General features: G+C 72.4%; 18 protein-coding genes and 1 pseudogene. 12 read left to right on the top strand and 7 right to left on the bottom strand.

The genetic code is table 11. The features are described 5' to 3' along the window. The first annotated feature begins 216 nt into the window (after positions 1 to 216). The 7 genes from BUE48_RS20230 to BUE48_RS20200 all read left to right on the top strand — a co-directional run bounded on the left by BUE48_RS20230 (position 217) and on the right by BUE48_RS20200 (position 7,032). Positions 217 to 618 (top strand): DUF3499 domain-containing protein, encoded by a 402-nt coding sequence (locus BUE48_RS20230; RefSeq protein ID WP_012854377.1) that lies wholly within the window; start codon positions 217 to 219, stop codon positions 616 to 618. A 112-nt stretch (positions 619 to 730) separates the two neighbouring features. Then, on the top strand, positions 731 to 2,101 hold the full coding sequence (locus BUE48_RS20225) for a phosphomannomutase/phosphoglucomutase (RefSeq protein WP_012854376.1): 1,371 nt from the start codon (positions 731 to 733) through the stop codon (positions 2,099 to 2,101). Beyond that, positions 2,102 to 2,278, top strand: a complete 177-nt coding sequence (locus BUE48_RS20220) for a Trm112 family protein (protein ID WP_012854375.1) — start codon at positions 2,102 to 2,104, stop codon at positions 2,276 to 2,278. It begins immediately after the preceding gene. A 284-nt stretch (positions 2,279 to 2,562) separates the two neighbouring features. Next, positions 2,563 to 3,702, top strand: a complete 1,140-nt coding sequence (locus BUE48_RS20215) for a bifunctional phosphoglucose/phosphomannose isomerase (protein ID WP_012854374.1) — start codon at positions 2,563 to 2,565, stop codon at positions 3,700 to 3,702. Continuing rightward, a complete protein-coding gene (locus BUE48_RS20210; protein WP_012854373.1) occupies positions 3,703 to 4,650 on the top strand; it encodes a cation diffusion facilitator family transporter in 948 nt (315 codons plus the stop codon). Between the two features lie 506 nt (positions 4,651 to 5,156). Beyond that, positions 5,157 to 6,023 carry a universal stress protein gene (locus tag BUE48_RS20205; protein WP_286990742.1) on the top strand — a complete coding sequence of 289 codons (867 nt, stop codon included), beginning with the start codon at positions 5,157 to 5,159 and terminating at the stop codon, positions 6,021 to 6,023. A 49-nt stretch (positions 6,024 to 6,072) separates the two neighbouring features. Further along, positions 6,073 to 7,032 carry a calcium/sodium antiporter gene (locus BUE48_RS20200; RefSeq protein ID WP_286990741.1) on the top strand — a complete coding sequence of 320 codons (960 nt, stop codon included), beginning with the start codon at positions 6,073 to 6,075 and terminating at the stop codon, positions 7,030 to 7,032. Positions 7,033 to 7,036: 4 nt separating this feature from the next. On the opposite strand, the gene BUE48_RS20195 is transcribed toward BUE48_RS20200, so the two are convergent. Continuing rightward, a complete protein-coding gene (locus tag BUE48_RS20195) occupies positions 7,037 to 7,372 on the bottom strand; it encodes a MerR family DNA-binding transcriptional regulator (RefSeq protein ID WP_012854370.1) in 336 nt (111 codons plus the stop codon). A 112-nt stretch (positions 7,373 to 7,484) separates the two neighbouring features. On the opposite strand from BUE48_RS20195, the pseudogene ahcY (BUE48_RS20190) reads away from it, so the two are divergent. The 4 genes and pseudogenes from ahcY (BUE48_RS20190) (at position 7,485) to BUE48_RS20175 (ending at position 12,179) form a co-directional block, all read left to right on the top strand. Then, positions 7,485 to 8,916: pseudogene (ahcY, locus tag BUE48_RS20190) on the top strand (adenosylhomocysteinase). Positions 8,917 to 9,114: 198 nt separating this feature from the next. Further along, positions 9,115 to 10,377: an adenosylhomocysteinase gene (ahcY, locus tag BUE48_RS20185; protein WP_012854368.1), complete on the top strand. Its 1,263-nt coding sequence runs from the start codon at positions 9,115 to 9,117 to the stop codon at positions 10,375 to 10,377. A 9-nt stretch (positions 10,378 to 10,386) separates the two neighbouring features. Then, entirely contained in the window at positions 10,387 to 10,980 is a 594-nt protein-coding gene (locus BUE48_RS20180; RefSeq protein ID WP_286990740.1) for a hypothetical protein, read from the top strand. Positions 10,981 to 11,279: 299 nt separating this feature from the next. After that, a complete protein-coding gene (locus BUE48_RS20175) occupies positions 11,280 to 12,179 on the top strand; it encodes a hypothetical protein (RefSeq protein ID WP_286990739.1) in 900 nt (299 codons plus the stop codon). A gap of 92 nt (positions 12,180 to 12,271) precedes the next feature. Here BUE48_RS20175 and BUE48_RS20170 read toward each other — a convergent pair whose 3' ends face one another. Continuing rightward, positions 12,272 to 13,138 (bottom strand): RDD family protein, encoded by an 867-nt coding sequence (locus tag BUE48_RS20170; protein WP_012854364.1) that lies wholly within the window; start codon positions 13,136 to 13,138, stop codon positions 12,272 to 12,274. A gap of 118 nt (positions 13,139 to 13,256) precedes the next feature. On the opposite strand from BUE48_RS20170, the gene BUE48_RS20165 reads away from it, so the two are divergent. Beyond that, a complete protein-coding gene (locus tag BUE48_RS20165) occupies positions 13,257 to 14,252 on the top strand; it encodes a stage II sporulation protein M (protein WP_286990738.1) in 996 nt (331 codons plus the stop codon). An 82-nt stretch (positions 14,253 to 14,334) separates the two neighbouring features. Here the strand turns inward: BUE48_RS20165 and BUE48_RS20160 are convergent, their stop codons facing one another. The 5 genes from BUE48_RS20160 to BUE48_RS20140 form a co-directional block, all read right to left on the bottom strand. Continuing rightward, the gene (locus BUE48_RS20160) at positions 14,335 to 15,627 is read right to left on the bottom strand and encodes a DUF58 domain-containing protein (protein WP_286990737.1); all 1,293 of its coding nucleotides are present in this window, start codon (positions 15,625 to 15,627) and stop codon (positions 14,335 to 14,337) included. Between the two features lie 19 nt (positions 15,628 to 15,646). After that, the gene (locus BUE48_RS20155; RefSeq protein ID WP_217265548.1) at positions 15,647 to 16,567 is read right to left on the bottom strand and encodes an AAA family ATPase; all 921 of its coding nucleotides are present in this window, start codon (positions 16,565 to 16,567) and stop codon (positions 15,647 to 15,649) included. A 98-nt stretch (positions 16,568 to 16,665) separates the two neighbouring features. Then, positions 16,666 to 17,799: a DUF4350 domain-containing protein gene (locus tag BUE48_RS20150; RefSeq protein WP_286990736.1), complete on the bottom strand. Its 1,134-nt coding sequence runs from the start codon at positions 17,797 to 17,799 to the stop codon at positions 16,666 to 16,668. A 29-nt stretch (positions 17,800 to 17,828) separates the two neighbouring features. After that, entirely contained in the window at positions 17,829 to 18,467 is a 639-nt protein-coding gene (locus BUE48_RS20145) for a DUF4129 domain-containing protein (RefSeq protein ID WP_286990735.1), read from the bottom strand. A 29-nt stretch (positions 18,468 to 18,496) separates the two neighbouring features. Beyond that, positions 18,497 to 19,714: a hypothetical protein gene (locus BUE48_RS20140; protein WP_286990734.1), complete on the bottom strand. Its 1,218-nt coding sequence runs from the start codon at positions 19,712 to 19,714 to the stop codon at positions 18,497 to 18,499. Positions 19,715 to 20,207: the final 493 nt, after the last annotated feature.

The raw sequence follows: 20,207 nt of genomic DNA, 5'->3' as shown, positions 1-20,207 counted from the left end.
CGGGGACCGAGGTAGCGGTCAGGGATCGCACGAATCCGAGCTTATCTTCCCGGGACGTCACTGGCGATGGCCCAGTTCAGCACGTGGATCGACACGGCGGGCGGAGCGCGGCGCACGGCGGGTATTGGGGCGGTTACCCATGAATTGACGCGGTAATGGCGACACGACCGCGGTGGTGGTGGCGTATACGACGGATGGGAGGTACGGTCGGCCATCGTGAGCCCCGCCCGAATTTGCTCCCGCACCGCGTGTAAGGAGCCAGCAGTCTTCACGCTCACGTACGTCTACCGCGACTCGACCGCGGTCTTGGGACCGCTCGCCACGTACGCCGAGCCGCACTGCTATGACCTGTGCGCGGAGCACTCGGAGCGGCTCACCGCCCCGGTGGGCTGGGAGCTGGTGCGGCTGCCGCCGGCCGAGGACGGCCGTCCCAGCACCGACGACCTGGAGGCCCTCGCCGACGCGGTGCGCGAGGCCGCCCGCCGGCCCGCTCCCGAGGAGGAGCCGGTGGGGCAGGGCGTCGAGGTGGGCCGCCGGGGTCATCTGCGAGTGCTCCGTTCCGACATCACGCCGCCCGCCAAGCCGTCCGCCGGCACCGGCGAGCAGGAGTCCGACTGAAGGCGGACGCGCCGTGCCGAGGGAGGTACCGGCCGCCTGAGCGGGTCCCGGTAGGCTCATCTCGGCTTGGGTACGCCGTCGGCGGCGTACGACCTGGACCCAGGGGGCGGTATTGGGCGACGTCGCGAAGATCTTCAAGGCCTACGACGTTCGCGGCGTGGTGCCGGAAGAGCTCGACGAAGGCATCGCCGAAGCCGTGGGAGCGGCGTTCGTGCGGGTGACCGGAGCGGCTCGGGTGGTGACCGCGCACGACATGCGTCCGTCTTCCCAGCCGCTGGCAGCGGCGTTCGCCCGGGGCGCCACCGCCCAGGGCGCCGACGTGATCGAGGCCGGGCTGGGCTCCACCGACCTGCTGTATTACGCCAGCGGCAGCCTGAACCTGCCCGGCGTGATGTTCACCGCCAGTCACAACCCGGCCCAGTACAACGGCATGAAGATGTGCCGGGCCGGCGCCCGTCCCATCGGCCGCGACACCGGCCTGGCCGACATCCGCAGGCTGGTGGAGGAGGGGGTGCCCGCCCACGGCGGCCCCCGCGGCACGGTGACGCGCCGCGACCTGCTGGCCGGTTACGCCGAGCACATGCACCGCCTGGTGGACCTGAGCGGCATCCGCCCGCTGAAGGTCGCGGTGGACGCCGGCAACGGTATGGCCGGGCACACCGTGCCCGCGGTGTTCGGCCGGGGCCGCGACGGGGCGTCCGCCCCGCCGATCGAGGTGGTCCCGCTGTACTTCGAGCTGGACGGCACCTTCCCCAACCACGAGGCCAACCCGATCGACCCGGAGAACCTGCGCGACCTGCAGGCCGCCGTGCGCGAAAGCGGCGCCGACATCGGGCTGGCCTTCGACGGCGACGCCGACCGCTGCTTCGTGGTGGACGAACGCGGCGAGATCGTCTCCCCGTCGGCGATCACCGCGCTGGTGGCGGTGCGGGAGCTGGCCAGGCACCCCGGCGCGCCCATCGTGCACAACCTGATCACCTCGCGGGCCGTCCCGGAGATCATCGCCGAGCACGGCGGCACCCCGATCCGCACCCGGGTCGGCCACTCGTTCATCAAGCAGACCATGGCCGAGAGTGGCGCGGTGTTCGGCGGCGAGCACTCGGCGCACTACTACTTCCGCGACTTCTGGTACGCCGACTCGGGGATGCTGGCGGCGCTGCACGTGCTGGCCGCTCTCGGCGAGCAAGAGGAGCCGCTGTCGAAGCTGCTGCGCGAATACGACCGCTACGCCGCCTCCGGTGAGATCAACAGCGAAGTGGCCGACCAGGCCGCGGCGACCGCACGGGTCCGCGCGGCCTTCGCCGGCCGTCCGGGCGTCACCATCGACGAGCTCGACGGGCTGACGGTCAGCGCCGACGAGTGGTGGTTTAACCTTCGTCCGTCCAATACCGAGCCTTTGCTGCGTCTCAACGCGGAGGCCACCGACGGCAAGACGATGGCAGCCGTCCGCGACGAGGTCCTGGCCATCGTTAGGGAGAAATAGATGAAGCTCGACTCCTGGCTGCTGGACATCCTGGCCTGCCCCAACTGCCGGGGAGCCCTGCGGGCCGATGAGAAGGCGGACGAACTGGTGTGCACCGGCGAGTGCGGTTACGCCTACCCGGTGCGCGATGACATCCCGGTCCTTCTCGTGGACGAGGCCCGGACCCCGTCTTCGTGATCCGGCCGGCGGCACGCGGCACGAAGGCCGATCCAAGCCCCGGCAGAGCGGGTCGGGGATGAAGCGTCACACCGCGCGGGAAGGTCGTGCCTTGGAACGTGCCGCGGGCGAGAAAGGAACGCGTGCGGGCCGGGGGCGCGCGGCGCGGACCTGACCGGGGAGTGCACGCCGCCGCAAGGATGAGGCGGCGCGCGACGGGGGAAGGGCGTGTCGTAGCGAGCGGGGGAACGCGTGCGAACCGGCGGCGGGACCGGCCGGCGGGCACGCGGGGGATGAGGAGAGACGTGAGCGTGATCGTTGACTCCGGGCGGCTGGATGATCCGCAGGCGCTGGCCGCCGCGGATCCCGGTGACATGCTGCGGCAGGTGGCCTCGTCGGCGGCGCAGGTCCGGCAGGCCCGGTACCTGGCCGGGGAGGCGGGGCTGGAGCGGCTGGCCGAGGACGGACGGCCGCGGGCCGTGGTGGTCGCCGGCATGGGCGGCTCGGGGATCTCCGGGGACGTGCTGGCCGCGGTCTGCGGCGTCGGCTGCCCCGTCCCGATCGTCACCGTGCGCGGCTACCGGCTGCCGGGCTGGGTGGGCGCGGCCGACCTGGTGATCGCGGTGTCGTGCTCCGGCACCACCGAGGAGACCCTGCTGGTGGCGGCCGAGGCCATGCGGCGGGGCTGCCGGATGCTGATGGTGGGCGGGGAGGACTCCCCGCTGGCCGAGCTGGCGGCGCGGGCCCGGGCGCCGTTCGTGCCGGTGCGCTCGGCCGGGCAGCCGCGCTCCACGCTGTGGGGGCTGTCGATCCCGCTGGTGCTGGCCGCCCGCGAGCTGGGGCTCACCCGCGTCTCCGACGAGGTGCTGGAGGCCACCGCCCGGCGCCTGGAGGAGGTGGCCTACCGCTGCCGCCCCACCAGCGAGTCGTTCGTCAACCCCGCCAAGCAGATCGCCCTGGACCTGGCCGGTGAGCTGCCGATGGTGTGGGGCTCGTCGGAATTGGCCGCCACCGTCGCCTACCGCATGTGCTGCCAGCTCAACGAGAACGCCAAATACCCGGCGGTGTTCGGCGGGCTGCCGGAGGCCAACCACAACCAGGTGGTGGCCTTCGACGGGTTCTTCGCCGGCGGGACGGCCGGTGACATCGACGACTTCTTCCGCGACCGGGCCGAAGAGGCCGAAAGGACGCGGCTGCACCTGGTGATGCTGCGCGATGCCGACGAGCACCCCCAGGTGGTCAAGCGGCGGGAGATCTCGGCGGAGCTGGCCCGCGAGCGCGGCATCGCGGTGACCGAGATCACGGCCGAGGGAGTGCATCCCCTGGAGAGAATCGCCAGTCTCATCGCTATGAGCGACTACGTCACGGTTTACTTGGCTATCGCACTGGGCGTCGACCCCACGCCCGTGTCTGCCATCCAAGAGCTCAAAGCGAGGATTGCGTAAATGAGTGCTGAAGGCGGAACAAAGGCGATCATCGCCGCATTGGCCGCCAACCTCGGGATCGCCGCCTCGAAGTTCGTGGCGTTCGTGTTCACCGGCTCGTCGTCGATGCTGGCCGAGTCCATTCACTCGGTGGCGGACTCGGGCAACCAGGGCCTGCTGCTGCTGGGCCGCAAGCGTTCCGAACGGGCCCGCACTCCCCAGCACCCCTTCGGATATGGACGGGAGCGCTACTTCTACGCCTTTGTCGTAGCGGTGGTGCTGTTCACGGTGGGTGCGGCGTTCTCCCTTTACGAGGGCATCCACAAGATCACCGATCCGCACGAAGTGGAATCCCCGGCCTGGGCCTTCGGCGTGCTGATCGTGGCGATCTTGATGGAGTCCTTCTCCTTCCGCACCGCCATTCAGGAGTCCAACCACCTGCGCGGCGACAAGTCCTGGGTGCAGTTCGTCCGGCACGCCAAGGCCCCCGAACTGCCGGTGGTGCTGCTGGAGGACCTCGGCGCGCTGGTCGGCCTGATCCTGGCGCTGTTCGGCGTCACCATGGCCGTCATCACCGGCAACGGCGTCTGGGACGGCGTCGGCACCGTCGCCATCGGACTGCTGCTGGCCGCCATCGCGATCATCCTGGCCGTCGAGACCAAGAGCCTGCTGATCGGCGAGGGCGCCGGCCCGGAGGTCGAGCAGCAGATCGTGGCCGCCCTGGAGTCGGTGGAGGAGGTCGCCCGGGTCATCCACATCCGCACCCAGTACGTCGGCCCCGAGGAACTGCTGATCGCCGCCAAGATCGCCGTCCACCACGACGAGACCGCCGCCGAGATCGCCCGGGGCATCAACGCCGCCGAGGAGAAGGTGCGCTCCCAGTTCCCCCACGCGCGGCTGATCTACCTGGAGCCGGACCTCTACCAGGCCTCCCCGGAGGAGACCGTCTCGGAGACGGCGGCCTCCTGACCTTCGAAGAGTCCTCGCCGGCCGGCCGCGGGCCCGGCCCAGCGACCCCAGCCCAGGCGAGACCGGTCGTCTTCCGCTGAAGACGCCCGCGGCCGTGCCGGCGAGGATGTCCTCCCGTGAGACGGCCGGCCCGGCATCGCGACCCCCCGGTGCGCGAGCGCTCCCGGCCCGTCACACCGACGAGACTACGTTCACGGCGGTGCCCCGATCGTCCGCCGCAAGGATGGAAAACGCATCGTCCTGCAGGGGGAGGTCCCCTACGGAGGTACCACCGCGCTGAGACGAGCGGTGGCGGCGCCCCAAGGCGGTCCCTGAATCGAGCGGCGGAGCCGAGTGCGGGGCACTGATGCGCTTTCCGCCCCTGAATGAGAGTGGCCCCCTCCCAGCGGAACGAATGTTGAACCGGCCCTGAAAAGGAGTGTGCGACGGCACCGTCACGGTGGGTACCGGACACCGTGGGGGTGTGAAGTCGCCGCAGACCGGCGCAGCCGACGCAGGGGGAGCCGATGAGCGCATCGCCGGTCGTGGTCGGTTACCACGGGAAGAAGTACGCCCGGGACGCGCTGGCCTGGGCGGCGCGCGAGGCGGACCACCGGGGCGTTCCGCTGACGGTGCTGTTCGCCGCGAACTGGCCCGGGATGACGCTGTCGTCCGGCACCGAGCCGCTGGCCTTTGAGCCCGGTGCGCTGGAGGCGGCCGAGGAGGTGACGGCACAGGGCGTCACCGAGGCCCTGGCCGTCTGCCCGCGCCTTGAGGTCGGCGGCATGACGGTGGTGACCAGCCCCACCCGGGCGCTGATCGAGGCCTCGGCGCACGCCGAACTGGTCGTGGTCGGCTCCCGGGGCCGCGGGCCGGTCGTGGAGACCCTGCTGGGGTCCATCTCCTTTTCCGTGGCGGCCCGGGCCGAGTGCCCCGTGGTCGTGGTGGAGCAGGGCATGGGCGAGTGGACCGCCGGGCCCGGCCGTCCCGTGGTGGCCGGGGTGGACGGCTCCCCGGCCGCCCTGCAAGCGGTCGCCTTCGCCGCCGACTATGCGAGCGGCCGGCGGGCCCGGCTGGAGCTGATCTGCTGCACCGGGGAGATGCTGGCGCCGGGCGTCGATCCGGAGCAGGTCCGGGCCGGGGCCGACGCGGCGTTGCGCCGGGCGCGCACGACGGCCCGGTCCGGCCGCCGCGGGCTCCAAGTCCTCACCCGCAGGGTCGACGGCGCGCCGGAACCGGTCCTGATCGAGGCGTCGGCCGAGGCCGGCCTGATGGTCGTGGGCTCGCGCGGCCGCGGCGCCTTCCACGGGATGCTCGCCGGATCGGTCGCCCATGCGGTGGTGCACCGCGCCCGCTGCCCCGTGGCGGTCGTCGGCGGCTCCGGCGGCCGATGACAGGGATGGGCGGCGGCCTCCCGGGCGCGTGCCCCGAGGGGGCGCCGCCGTGCTGATCCTGTCCGGGCTCGCCGCCCTGGTGGTGGGGGCCGAGCTGCTGGTGCGCGCCAGCGCGCGGCTGGCCAGGCGGCTGGGCGTGGCACCGATGATCATCGGTTTGACGATCGTGGCGATCGGCACCAGCGCGCCCGAGCTGGCCATCGGCATCGACGCGGCCCTGATCGGCGCCGGGGACATCGTGGTGGGCAACATCGCCGGGACCAACGTCGTCAACCTCATGCTCATCCTCGGCTTCAGCGCCCTGCTGCGGCCGCTGCCGCTGCACGGCCGGACGCTCCGGCTGGACCTGCCGATGATGAGCCTCACCGCGGTGGTGCTGCTGGCGCTGGTCGCCGACCGCAGGCTCTCCCGCCTCGATGGCGCGCTGCTGGTGGCGATCGCCGTCGGCTACACCGTCGTCATCGTCCGCTCCAGCCGGCGCGAGAGCGCGGACGTCCGGCTGGAATACGAGGAGGAGACGCCGCCGCCCGCCCACGGGCACTCGGCGGGCATGATCGCCGCCGAGTGCTGCGTGCTGCTGGCCGGCATCGTCGTCATCGTCACCGGCGCCGACTGGCTGGTGAACGGCGCGGTGGACTTCGCCCGGCGGTTCGGGGTCTCCGAGGCCGTCATCGGGCTGACCATCGTGGCCGTCGGCACCTCGGCACCGGAGTTCGCCACCATGGTCGTCGCCACGATCCGCGACCACCGGGACGTGGCCGTGGGCAACCTGATCGGCTCCAGCGTCTACAACATCGCCCTCATCCTCGGGGTGACGGCGCTGGTGCCCTCCGATGGCGTGGAGCTGGCGGCGCAGCTGGTCCGCATCGACCTGCCCCTCATGGTCGCCGCGGTCCTGGTCTGCGTGCCCGCGTTCGTCAGCGGCCGCGAACTGACGCGGCTGGAGGGAGGCTCATTCGTCCTGGCCTACCTCGTCTATCTCGGCTATCTCCTCTTCGTGCGCACCTGAGCTCTCAGGTGCGGCGCAGCAGGCGCAGGGCCTTTTCCTTTTCGAAGTCCAGGGCGCGGGTGGGCCGCGCCGACAGCCGGCCGATGCGCTCGCCGAGTTCGCGCACCCGGGCCTGCACCTCCGGCTCGGCCAGCACCCGCAGGCCGAAGGCCAGCTCGGCCGGGCTGATGTCATAGCGCCGCTCCAGGGCGAGCGCGAGCGCCACGGCCTGCAGCTCCGCCTCCCCGAACCGCCGATGGCCCCCCGATTCCCGGGTGGGGGGAAGCAGGCCCAGGGCTTCGCGGTAGCGGAGCATCCGGGGCGAGGTGCCCAGCCGCCGGGCGGCCTCTGTGATACGCATGCCGTCAATTCTGACGAATTAGTGTCAAGAAGTCGCCTTCGCTCCTGCCAAGCCGGGAGCGGCGGCCCTAGACTCGCAGCCGTACCCGCGACGCTGAGGAGCTTTCGCAATCATGGACTTCAAGGTCGCCGACCTCTCGCTGGCCGAGTTCGGCCGCAAGGAGATCCGGCTCGCCGAGCACGAGATGCCCGGCCTGATGGCGGTACGGCGCGAATACGCCGCGGCCAAACCGCTGCGCGGCGCCAAGATCATGGGCTCGCTGCACATGACCGTGCAGACCGCCGTGCTGATCGAGACGCTGGTCGAGCTCGGCGCCGACGTCCGCTGGGTGAGCTGCAACATCTTCTCCACCCAGGACCACGCCGCCGCCGCGGTCGTGGTGGGCCCCAACGGCACCCCCGACAACCCGCAGGGCGTCCCGGTCTTCGCCTGGAAGGGCGAGACCCTGGAGGAGTACTGGTGGTGCACCGAGCAGGCGCTGTCGTGGCCCGACGGCAGCCCGCCGAACATGCTGCTCGACGATGGCGGCGACGCCACGCTGATGGTCCACAAGGGCGCCGAGTACGAAGAGGCCGGCGCGGTGCCGACCCCCTCCGAGGACGACTCCGAGGAGTGGAAGGTCTTCCTGAACACCCTGCGCCGCACCATCGCCGAGCGTCCGGGCCGCTGGACCGAGACCGTCAAGGCCATCAAGGGCGTCACCGAGGAGACCACCACCGGCGTCCACCGGCTGTATGAGATGGCCAAGAACAACACGCTGCGCTTCCCGGCCATCAACGTCAACGACTCGGTCACCAAGTCCAAAGTTCGACAACAAGTACGGCTGCCGCCACTCCGTCATCGACGGCATCAACCGGGCCACCGACGTGCTGATCGGCGGCAAGGTCGCCGTGGTCTGCGGCTACGGCGACGTCGGCAAGGGCTGCGCCGAGGCGCTGCGCGGCCAGGGCGCCCGCGTCATCGTCACCGAGATCGACCCGATCTGCGCGCTGCAGGCGGCCATGGACGGCTACCAGGTCACCACCCTGGACGAGGTCGTCTCGATCGCCGACATCTTCGTCACCGCCACCGGCAACTTCAACATCATCACCGCCGAGCACATGGCGAAGATGAAGCACCAGGCGATCGTCTCCAACATCGGCCACTTCGACAACGAGATCGACATGGCCGGCCTGGCCAAGGTGCCCGGCATCGTCAAGGAGGAGGTCAAGCCGCAGGTCCACACCTGGACCTTCCCCGACGGCCACAGCATCATCGTGCTCGCCGAGGGCCGGCTGATGAACCTGGGCTGCGCCACCGGCCACCCCTCGTTCGTGATGTCGAACTCCTTCACCAACCAGGTGATCGCGCAGATCGAGCTGTTCACCAAGACCGACCAGTACCCGGTCGGCGTCTACACCCTGCCCAAGCACCTGGACGAGAAGGTCGCCCGCCTGCACCTGGACGCCCTGGGCGTCAAGCTCACCAAGCTGACCAAGGAGCAGGCCGAGTACATCGGCGTGGACGTGGAGGGCCCCTACAAGCCCGACCACTACCGCTACTGAGCGGATGTCACCGGGGCCCTGCGCGCGTCCGGGCCGCCGCGGCGCGCGCAGGGCGATCTCAAGCCGCTCGGCCCCGGCACCCCTGCCGCCGTGGTCATAGGGCCGTCCGTAAAACGGCAATATGATCACGGCGGTTCGGGGGCGCGGAGGAGACCGCCGCGCGGGGCGTCCTGCGCGGCGGACGGGCGGAGTGAGCTGATGGACACCAGTGACATCGCGGACGTTTCGCTGGCCCGCGACGGAGTGAAGCGGATCGAGTGGGCCGACCGGGCCATGCCGGTGCTGCGCCGGATCCGGCAGCGGTTCGCCGCCGAGCGTCCGCTGGCCGGGCTGCGCATCGCCGCCTGCATGCACGTCACCACCGAGACCGCCAATTTGATCCGCACGCTGCAGGCGGGCGGGGCGAGCGTGGCGCTGGCCGCCTCCAACCCGCTGTCCACCCAGGACGACACCGCGGCCGCGCTGGTGGCCGAGTACGGCGCGCAGGTCTTCGCCCGCGCCGGCATCGACCGCGAGGGCTACTACCGGCACATCCACCAGGCCCTCGACACCCGCCCCGACCTGGTCCTGGACGACGGCTGCGACCTGGTCAACACCCTGCACCTGGAACGCACCGACCTGGTGGAGGGCGTGCTGGGGGGCTGTGAGGAGACCACCACCGGGGTCATCCGGCTGCACCAGATGGCCCGCGAGGGGGCGCTGCGCTTCCCGATGGTGGCGGTGAACGACACCGCCACCAAGCACATGTTCGACAACCGCTACGGCACCGGCCAGTCCACCCTGGACGGCATCATCCGCGCCACCAACACCCTGCTGGCCGGCAAGACCATCGTGGTCGCCGGGTTCGGCTACTGCGGCCGCGGCCTGGCCGAACGCGCCCGCGGCATGGGCGCCCGCGTGGTGATCACCGAGATCGACCCGGTCAAGGCGCTGGACGCGGTGCTGCAGGGCTTCACCGTGGCGCCGATGGCCGAGGCCGCCGAGGTGGGCGATGTGTTCATCACCGCCACCGGCAACCGCGACGTGATCACCGCCGAGCACTTCGCGGTGATGAAGGACGGGGCGATCCTGGCCAACTCCGGGCACTTCGACGTGGAGATCGACGTGCGCGCCCTGGCCGACCTGGCCGTCGAGGTGCACCGGGACGTCCGCCCCCAGGCCGACGAGTACGTGCTGGCCGACGGCCGCCGCCTGGTGCTGCTGGCCGAGGGACGGCTGGTCAATTTGGCCGCCGCCGAGGGCCACCCGGCCGCCGTCATGGACATGTCCTTCGCCGACCAGGCCCTCACCTGCGCCTGGCTGGCCCGCGAGCACCAGCGCCTCACCCCGGCCGTCTACCAGGTCCCCGCCGAGATCGACATGGAGGTGGCCCGCCTCAAGCTGGCCGCCATGTCGGTGCGCATCGACACCCTCACCCCCGAGCAGCAGGACTACCTGAGCTCCTGGCAGCACGGCTCATAGGCTGGTGCGATGCCGCGCGGCACCTACCTGCACCTGAGCGGGGAAGAACCCCTCGAGGAGCACTTCGAATGCGCGCCCGGCCCGGGCGGCTGGCGCTATGTGGGGGAGCGCCCCGACGGCGCCCGGGTGGATCTGACCGTGGACGGCCGCTGGCGGCAGATCCGCGTCGAACTGGCCACCCCGTCCTGGCTGATCCGGGGCGGGACGGCCGGCCACGACCTGCTGTGGGTGCGCCACCCGGCCGCAGGAGACGCCGCCCCCGATGAGCACGGCGTGCGGGCCGCCGGTTTCCTCGGCGACTCCCCGGCCTTCCTGGTGGCGGTCGCCCGGTGGCTGCGCCTGGAACCCGGCCGGGACGTCCCCGTGCGCCTGGTCCGCATCCAGGGCCCGTCCCTGGCCGCCCTCACCGTCGATGTGCGCTGGCACTTGGCGGAGATCGAAACACACCAGACCGAGACCGTCCCGCTCCCGGTCGAACGCCACGAGATCACCGACCTGTCCACCGGCGAGACCCGCACCGTCCACCTGGCGGGCGACGTGGTCCTGGCGGCCCCGGGCATCGAACTGACCGACCTGGACTCGCCGCCCAACTTGTCGCCTTGATCCCTGCTCCTTCGCGGCAGGGGCCATGTGACGAAACCTCGTCTGGGCAAAACATCTCATATGTCACCAAGTGGTTTTGGGGCGGCTTCTTCTCTTGATTCGGCGGGATGCGGGCGTGCTTCGGCGGTGTCGGCGTTCCAAGATTCGAGCATTGCTCAGGTATGAACGTTTCAGTCAGTGGCTTATTTTGGGACTTCCATGACCTTCTGGACGTCGAATGTTATTCGATATGACGAATTGCCTGACGTGACATGACGATTCCCGTTAATGTTCGGTTCATGCCGACACAGCAACATGACATGTTGGCCGAGCTTTTCCGCTCGTCCCCCGAACTGGCGGCCGAGGCCGTGGCCGGTTTAGGAGTTCGGGTCCCCCCGTACGAGCGGGCGCGGGCCATGTCCGAGTCGTTCACCGACCTCAAGACCAGCGAGTACAGCGGTGACGCCGTGGTGCTGCTGGAGAGCGCGGCCGAGAGACTGGGCGTGATCATCGAGGTGCAGCGCCGCAAGGACGAGGACAAACGCTGGACCTGGCCGCTGTACCTGCACATGTTCCGCGCCCGCGAGCGCTGCCCGGCCGTCCTCATGGTGATCGCCCCCGACCCCGACACGGCCTTGTGGTGCGCCACCCCGATCGAAAGCGGCCATCCGGGACACACCCTGATCCCGCTGGTGCTGGACGCCGCCCACATCCGGGCGATCACCAAGGGCAGCGAGTTCGCCGCCGACCCCGACCGGGCCGTCCTCTCGGTGTTCCTGCACTCCTCCGGCCCGAAACAAAAGGAGATCTTCCAGGCCGTCTTGGACGGCCTGGCCGAACTCCACACCACCGGCCTCGAGAAGACGAGGCGTTACGCTGAGTATGTCCTTGGTGTTCTCCCCGAGGCGCCCCGCAAGATCCTGGAGAGGATGATGATCACCGACGAGCGTCCCTACGTCAGCGAACTCTTCCAGAGCCTGGAGGAGAAGGGCAGGCAGAAGGGCCGAGAAGAGGGCCGAGAAGAAGGCAGAGAAGAAGGCAGAGAAGAAGGCAGAGCGGAGGCCAAGGCTGAGGCCGTCCTCATGCTGTTGGATGGTCGCGGTGTGGAGGTGTCGCAGGAGGCTAGGGAGCGGATTTCGGCCTGTCGGGATGAGGAGCAGCTCAATGCCTGGTTGTTGCGTGCTGCTCGTGTCGACTCTGTCGAGGCGCTTTTCTCCTGATCTCCCGCGGGGCGGCTCATGGGTCCGGCGGGGCGTCCGGGAGGCGGTGCGGCATCTTCCGGACGCCCCGCCGGTCGTTCGCGGGGTTCCGGCTAGCGCGAGGGCGGTGAGGCAGAGGGAGGCGGGAGTGTGGGGCGGCCGGGTGCCGGCGGTCCCGGTGGCGGGGCGGGCAGGCCCAGTGCGCGGTGCATGCGCAGGCGGTGTTCGCGGTGCCGGGCCAGGCGCTCTTCCTCGCGGCGGCGGCGTTCGGCGAGGACGGCCGACAGCAGGATCTCCGGGCGGACGCCGGGCGGCGGGGGCGGGCTGATCACGGCCAGCACCTGACCGGCGATGCGCCGGCCCAGGGCGTCCCGGGCCTCCGGCAGCAGCTCCCAGAAGCGGGCCAGGTACTGGCGGGCGATCAGCGCCAGCCCGTCGGGGAGCTGCGACAGTTCCAGCGAGCGGGCCCAGTCGGCCAGCTGCGGGGGCATCACCGCGACCGGGCCGAAGATCGCCGTGGTGGGGACCCGCTCCTGGATGACGACCGTGCCGGCGAACAGGTCGCCGAGCCGCTTGCCGCGCCGGTTGAACAGCGAGGCGACCAGGGCGGGCGCCCCGAACAGGACCCAGATCTCCACCACCGACGCCAGGGCGCGCACGAACGCCTGCCGGAAGCGCACCGGGCCGCCGTCGTCGGCCACCACCCGCAGTCCCACCGCCAGCTTGCCCGGCGTCCGCCCGCGCGAGAGCGTCTCGAACGCGCACGGGTAGCCGACCAGCACGCCCGCCACCGCCACGATGCCCAGCCCCACGCCCCACGCCTCGTCGGCGATCGCGTTGGTCGCCGCGGCCAGGTAAAGCGCGACGTTCAGCAGCATGACCTGGAAGACCAGGTCGAGCACCAGCGCGCAGGCCCGGCCGGCCAGGCGGGCCACCCGGATCTCCAGCGCCACGGCCTCGCCGGTGACCAGTTCGGACATGTGGAACGCCCCCTCGCGATCGGTCCCCGGCGCCCGCCGGTGCCCGCTGCCCAGTCTGCCCGCCGCCCGCCCTCCGGACGGCCGGACGGTCCCCGGCGCGCCGGGTTAGTCTCCACGGGTGGACGTCGACGCCTATGTGGCCGCCCATCACGCCGAGTGGGAACGCCTGGAGTGGCTGATCAATCACAGCCGGCGGCTGAACGGCGCACAGATCGACGAGCTGGTGGAGCTGTACCAGCGGGTCGCCACCCACCTTTCGGTGGTGCGCTCCAGCGCCCCCGATCCGGCGCTGGTGGGGCGGCTGTCGTCGCTGGTGGCCCGGGGCCGGGCGGCGGTGGCGGGCGCCCAGGCCCCGCTGTGGCGCGACACCACGCGTTTCCTGACCAGGTCGTTTCCGGCCACGGCCTACCGGCTGCGCTGGTGGTGGCTGGGCGTGGCCGCGGCGGGCAACCTGTTCTCGCTGGCGTACGCGATCTGGGTGGTGCACGACCCGGCGGTGCAGGCCGCCCTGGGCACCCCCGAGGAGATCCGCCGGCTGGTCGAGCACGACTTCGCCGACTACTACGTCGAGCACTCGGCCCAGTCGTTCTCCTTCATGGTCTGGGTCAACAACGCCTGGGTCTCCGCCGTGGCGCTGATCTTCGGCATCCTGCTGGGCATCCCGACCCTGTATGTGCTGTACGCCAACCAGCTCAACATCGGCGCGATCGCCGGGTTCATGTTCGCCCACGACCGGGGCGGGCTGTTCTTCGGTCTGATCCTGCCGCACGGCCTGCTGGAGCTGACCGCCGTCTACCTGGCCTGCGCGGCCGGCCTGAAGCTGGGCTGGACGGTCATCGACCCGGGCCCGCGGACCCGAGGCCACGCCCTGGCCGAAGAGGGCCGCGCCACGGTCTCCATCGCGCTCGGCCTGGTGCCGGTGCTGCTGGTCTCGGGCCTGATCGAGGGTTTCGTGACCGGACGGGTGGAGCCGGCCTGGCTGCGCATCGGCATCGGCCTCCTCGCCGAGCTGGTCTTCTTGGCCTATGTGATCGCCCTGGGCCGTCCGGCCGTCCGCGAGGGCGAGACCGGCGACGCCGACCTGCGCCCCGACCTGGCCCCCACCTCCGGCTGACCCCGCCGCCTTCCCGCCCGGACGCCCGGGCGCATCCGGTGGCCCCGGGCGTTCACCACAAGGGACCGCCGCGGCTCGGTTCTCACAGCCGCCCGGTGGCCTTGAGCGCCAGATAGGCGTCGGCCAGCGCGGGAGCCAGGTCGCCGGGGGCGGCGTCCACCACCTCCACCCCGTGGCGGCGCAGCTCGGCGGTCAGCCGGCGGCGTTCGGCACGGGCGCGTTCGGCGGCCGCGGCGTCATAGACCGCCGCCAGGTCGCCGCGGGAACGGGCCATCTCCCCGACCCGGGGATCGCTGACCGCGGCGACCATGACCAGGTGGCGGGCGGTGAGGTGGGGCAGCAGCGGCAGCAGGCCCTCCTCCAGGGCCGCCGCATTGAGCTCGGTGAGCAGCACCACCAGGCAGCGCTGCCGCACCCGGGACAGGACCGCGGTGACCATCCCGGCGGCGTCGGATTCGATCAGCTCCGGCTCCAGCGGCGCCATCGCCTGCACCATCGCGGGCAGCAGGTCGCTCCGGGAGACGCCCTCCACCCGGGCCCGCACCCGCCGGTCGTAGGCCAGCAGGTCGACCCGGTCCCCGGCCCGCGAGGCCAGCGCGGCCAGCAGCAGCGCCGCGTCCATGGAGCAGTCCAGCCGGGGGATGTCGCCCACCCGTCCCGCCGAGGTGCGGCCGGTGTCGAGCACCAGGTAGATCCGGCGGTCGCGTTCGGGACGCCAGGTGCGCACCACCACATCGGCGCGGCGCGCGGTGGCCCGCCAGTCGATGGAGCGCACATCGTCGCCGTCGACGTACTCGCGCAGCGAGTCGAACTCGGTGCCCTGGCCGCGGATCAGCGCCGCGTGCCGCCCGGTCAGCTCCCGCAGCTTGGCCAGCTTGCCCGGCAGGTGCCGGCGGGAGGGGAAGGCCGGCAGCACCCGCAGCGTCCACGGCGCGGGCCGGTCGAGCTGGCGGGCGGCCAGCCCCAGCGGCCCCACCGACCGGATCGTCACGGTGACCGCGTGCCGGTCGCCCCGCCGCCGCGGCGTCAGCGTCGTCACCACCCGCTGCCGCCCGCCGGCCGCCACATCCAGGTCCACCAGGCGCGGAGCCGCGGACGCGCTCGGCGGCCACACGTCCCGCAGCCGCCCCCGCACCCGGCGCCGCCCCGGGTTCTCCACGGTCAGCGTGACGCGGGCGGTCTCTCCCAGCCGCACATTGGCGTCGCCCTCCCGGTGCAGCCGCAGCCGGCGCACGTTCCCGGCCAGCGCCAGGTCCACCAGCACGCCCAGCAGCAGCGCCCCCCAGATCACCGGCAGCGTCCACCGGTGGGGAAGCAGCAGCGCGACCGGCGCGCCCAGCGCCGCCAGCAGCCCCAGCCGTCCGGTCAGCGCCATCGCACCCTCCCCGGAGCGCTCACCGCGGAACCGGGACGGTGTTGAGGATGCCCTCCAGGACGCCGTCGGCGGTGGCGCCCTCCAGCTCGGCCTCCGGGCGCAGCTGCACCCGGTGCCGCAACGTGGGACGGGCCAGCGCCTTGGCGTCGTCGGGGGTCACATAGTCGCGTCCCGACAGCCACGCCCACGCCCGCGCCGTCGCCAGCAGCGCGGTCGCCCCGCGCGGCGAGACCCCCAGCTGCAGGGAGGGGGACTGCCGGGTGGCCCGGCACAGGTCCACCACGTACCCGGTGACCTTGGGGTCCACGTGGACGGCGCGGACCGCCCGCTGCCCGGCGGCCAGCTCCGCGGCCCCGGCCACCGCGCGCACCTGCGACAGGTCGCGCGGGTCGAAACCCTCGGCGTGCCGTTGCAGCACCGCGATCTCCTCCTCCCGGGAGGGCACCGGCACGGTCAGCTTCAGCAGGAAGCGGTCCAGCTGGGCCTCCGGCAGCGGATAGGTCCCCTCGTACTCGATGGGGTTCTGGGTCGCGCAGACCACGAACGGGTCGGGCAGCGGGCGCGGCACGCCCTCCACCGACACCTGCCGCTCCTCCATGGCCTCCAGCAGGGACGCCTGGGTCTTGGGCGGGGTCCGGTTGATCTCGTCGGCCAGCAGCAGGTTGGTGAACACCGGCCCCTCGCGGAACTCGAACTCCGCCGTCCGGTTGTCGTAGACCAGCGAGCCGGTCACGTCCCCGGGCATCAGGTCGGGGGTGAACTGCACCCGCTTGAACTCCAGGTCCAGCGTTCGCGCCAGGGCGCGCACCAGCAGCGTCTTGGCGGTGCCCGGCACGCCCTCCAGCAGCACATGCCCCCGGCACAGCAGCGCGATCACCAGCCCGGTGACCACCGCGTCCTGCCCCACGACCGCCTTGGCCACCTCGTTGCGCAGCGCCATCAGCGCCTTGCGCGCGTCGGCGTCTGCCGGCAGGGCGGCCGCGCCCCCTTCGGCGCCCGGGTTCCCTTCGCGGAGTTCGGCGGGCTCGACGGGATCGTTCACAGCCGGCGCACCTGCCTTTCGAGGTCGTCGAGGAAGTCGGTCAACGCCAGGAGGCGGGCGTCGTCCTCCGGTGGCGGGCCGTACAGCGCCCAGCCGATCGCCTGCTCGTCCCGGTGCGTGCGCCGGGCCAGAGCGGTCACGATCTTCTGCGCCATGGACGGGTCCCGGGCGGCGCCCGGCGGCAGCCCCAGCAGCGGGACCAGCCGGTCCCTGGCCCCCACGCGCAGCGCCTCGGCCGCGCTGTCGCGGGCCCGGTGCGCCCGGTACAGCCTGGCCCGGCCCTCCACGGTCTCCGCGGAGCGTACGGCCACCGGCAGCGATTCCGCCACCACCGGCCCCATACGCCGCATCCGCCACAACGCCACCAGCACCACGGCGACGCAGACCTGCAGCGCGAACATCCGCACTCCCGGCGGGAGGAGGTCCTGCCAGCTTTGGGCCTCCACCTCGCCGGGCTCGGGCGGATCGGGGATCAGCCACACCACCGACGAACGCGCCCCCACCAGGTTCATGGCCAGCGCGGCGTTGCCCGCCTGGGCCAGGTGGCCGTTGGTGAGCGGCCGGCCGGAGCCCAGCACGGTGACCGTGCGGCCGTGCACCGCGAGCCGGACCAGCCGCGGCGCTCCCTCGCTCGGGTAGCACCGAACGGCCTCCGGCGGGGCCAGGTACAGCTCCGACACCTCAAAGCGGACCTCGCCCGCCGAGGCGGCGGCCGGCAGCGCGCACTCCGGCCCGCCCTCGGCCGTGTAGGAACTGCCGGCCGGTTCGACCCCGGGCGCCAGGAGCCGCAACGCGGACCGGGACGGCTCGACCAGCAGCAGATCGCCGGGGGCGTGGCGCAGCGTGTTCAGCTCCTCGGGGGCCAGCCGTTCGGACCGGACGACCACCAGTGTGCCGTCCGGGCGTGCGGCCATCCGGGCGTCCACGGCGTCGCGCATCGCCTGCACGTGGACGTCCCGCTGCCGGAGGATCTGCACCAGCGCCCGGGCGCCGTCCCGGCCGGCCGAATCCGGGTCCAGGTACTGCGGCTGCCGGGACGGCTGCAGCAGGGCCGAGATCACGACCAGCAGCGCCAGCCCCGCCAGGGCGAACACCACCCCCCGCAGGGCGCGCCGGCGGCTTTGCGCCACTTGCCCAGCGCTCGGCGCATCCGGCGCGGTCATGTGGACGCCCCGGACGGCTCGCCGGGCCGGGCTGCGCGCAGCTCCTCATCGAGCGCCACCAGGGCCGCATAGCCCTCGGCGGTGGCCGGCCGGTTCCCGTACCAGATGTCGTTGAAGAGCCGCACGCCCGCCCGCAGCCGTTCGGCGTGCTCCGGCAGCGCCGCGCCGGCCTCGGCGGCCAGCTCGTCGGCGGTGCGGCCGGGCCGGGGCGCGAGGATCAGGCGCTCCTCCAGGTCGCGGGCGATGGCGCGCAGCCGTTCCCGGACGGCCTGCGCCCACCGCCCGGCGGCGGCGTGCCGCTCGGCGGCGCGCCGGTGGTCGTCGGCCGTGGACGGCCGATCCTGCGGCGGCGCCTGCGCGGCGGCGCGGATGTTGCGCCGTCCCCGCATCAACCAGGCGACCACCGCCACGGCCGCCACCAGCAGCACGAAGACGACCGCCAGGGACGTCCAGCCGCTTTCGGCGCCGGGGGAGGGCGGGGCGGCGGCCTTGCCGAAGATCTCCCGCAGCCAGTCGCCGAAGCTCTGCCAGGCCCGCTCCAGCCAGGACGGCTCGTCGCGGTGGTAGATGCCCTTGTCCAGCTCCCGCCGCGCCAGCTCCCGGGCCTCGTCACGGCCGATCGGCTCAACGCTCATCGCGATCCCGATCGTCGCCCGCACGCCCATCATCCGGCCTGCTCCGGGCCGCCCTCCCGGGGCGTCCCTGCGGCGGGGACCGCCGGGAACGCCGCCGGCCGCCAGATCTCCTCCAGGCGGTCGGGGCCGGGGACGCCGGGCCGAAGACGGGTCTGCACATCCAGGTCGAATCCCTCGCGGCGCATCCGGCGGTCCACATACAGCAGCGCGATGACGCCCGCGTCGAACGGGGTGACCAGCGACCAGCCGGCGATGCGGCCCAGCGTGTCGACGATCAGCGAGCCCAGCGGAGCGCCGTCGCCCTCGTCCGCGCCGAACAGCAGCAGCTGCGCCAGCAGGAAGGGCAGCCGCAGCGCCAGGAACCCCATGAAGATCGTGATCAGCAGGGCCAGCAGCAGCGTGCCGCCGGCGTCCCACCACCGCTTGCGCGACAGGCGGCGGGCCCGCCGCAGCGCGGCCGGGATGGGCCGCCGCTCCAGCACCATGATCGGGACGGCCGGCGCCCACAGCACGTACAACCAGACCAGTACGCCCAGCGCCACCGGCAGACCCAGCAGGCCCGCCGGCACGACGGCCGGCAGCGGGCCGCCCCCGGCCAGCAGCAGCGCCATCGGCAGCAGCGGCAGCGCCGCCACCAGCAGCGCCGCCGCCGGCACCGCGGCGGCGCCCGCCAGCAGCCGCGCGAACGCCGGACGCACGTCCCGCCAGACCAGACGCAGGGACACCGGCTGCGCGAACAGCGTCCGGCTCACCACCGGGGCCAGCAGCCCGGCCAGCAGCAGCGTGCCGTAGGCCGACAGCGCCAGCCCCAGCAGGGCCGGCGTGGCCTGGGCCCCGAGCGAGCGCACCAGCGGGCCGGAGGCCGGCTCCCCGGCCGCCCGCCCGCCGAGCAGCAGGTAGCCGCCCACGCTGTGGCACACCTGGATGATCGCGGTGATCAGCAGCGAAAGGCCCAGCACCACCCGCAGATGGCGGCGGATGCAGGCGATCGAGCCGTCGAGGATCTCGGTGACGCCCAGCGGCCGGAAGGCGATCTCGCCGCCGAGCAGGTCGGCCCGGCCGGCGGGTGTGTCACCGGCCGACCGGGCGGTGCTTTGGACGGCGACCGGGGGCGCTCCGCCGTTCCCCCCATCGGCCGGCGCCTCCCCGCCCGCGGCGGGGGAGCGGGGCCCGCCGCCCGCCGCCGGGGCGGACCGCTCGGGCGGCAGGTCCGAGCCGGGCGCCGTCCATGCCCGCGGACCCGACATCCTCAAGCTCCCCGCCCGAACGGGCCCGCCGTGGCCGGACCCCGCCGATGACCTTGCGGCCGCCTCCGCGGGCGGCCCTGCAAGGTCATCCTGTCACGAGTGACCGCCGGAATTCGCCCGCTCGCTGCGCCGGCCCGTCCGGTCACCTCATATCCACGAAATCCCCATCTCAGCCTCCCCCCTTGCAATCCCCCTTGTCGACCGCCGAGCCGACTCTCGCCGACCCGAAGCCGAAGCCCGGGACGAACTCGGCGAACATCGCATCATGCGCTCGAACTGCCACGCAGAGTACTCCTTTGGTCCCTGCGTCGCCCGCTATTCGGCCGTATAGGTCGCGTATAGCCCGGCCATCCCGGCCTGGGCGTCGCCTTGCACATCGTGCCCGCACTCGCCGTCGGCCAGTCTCGGTCATCAGAAAGCGGACGGCCAACGATCCCACAAGGCGTTTCCGTAAATGCCGCAGGAGCGGATGCCGTCCGTATCCTGCTTCATT

The organism is Thermomonospora sp. CIF 1, from assembly GCF_001896795.1.
Classification (GTDB): domain Bacteria; phylum Actinomycetota; class Actinomycetes; order Streptosporangiales; family Streptosporangiaceae; genus Thermomonospora; species Thermomonospora curvata.
Note: the sequence above shows the minus strand (reverse complement) of the source record. Positions and strands in the feature narration are given on the sequence as shown.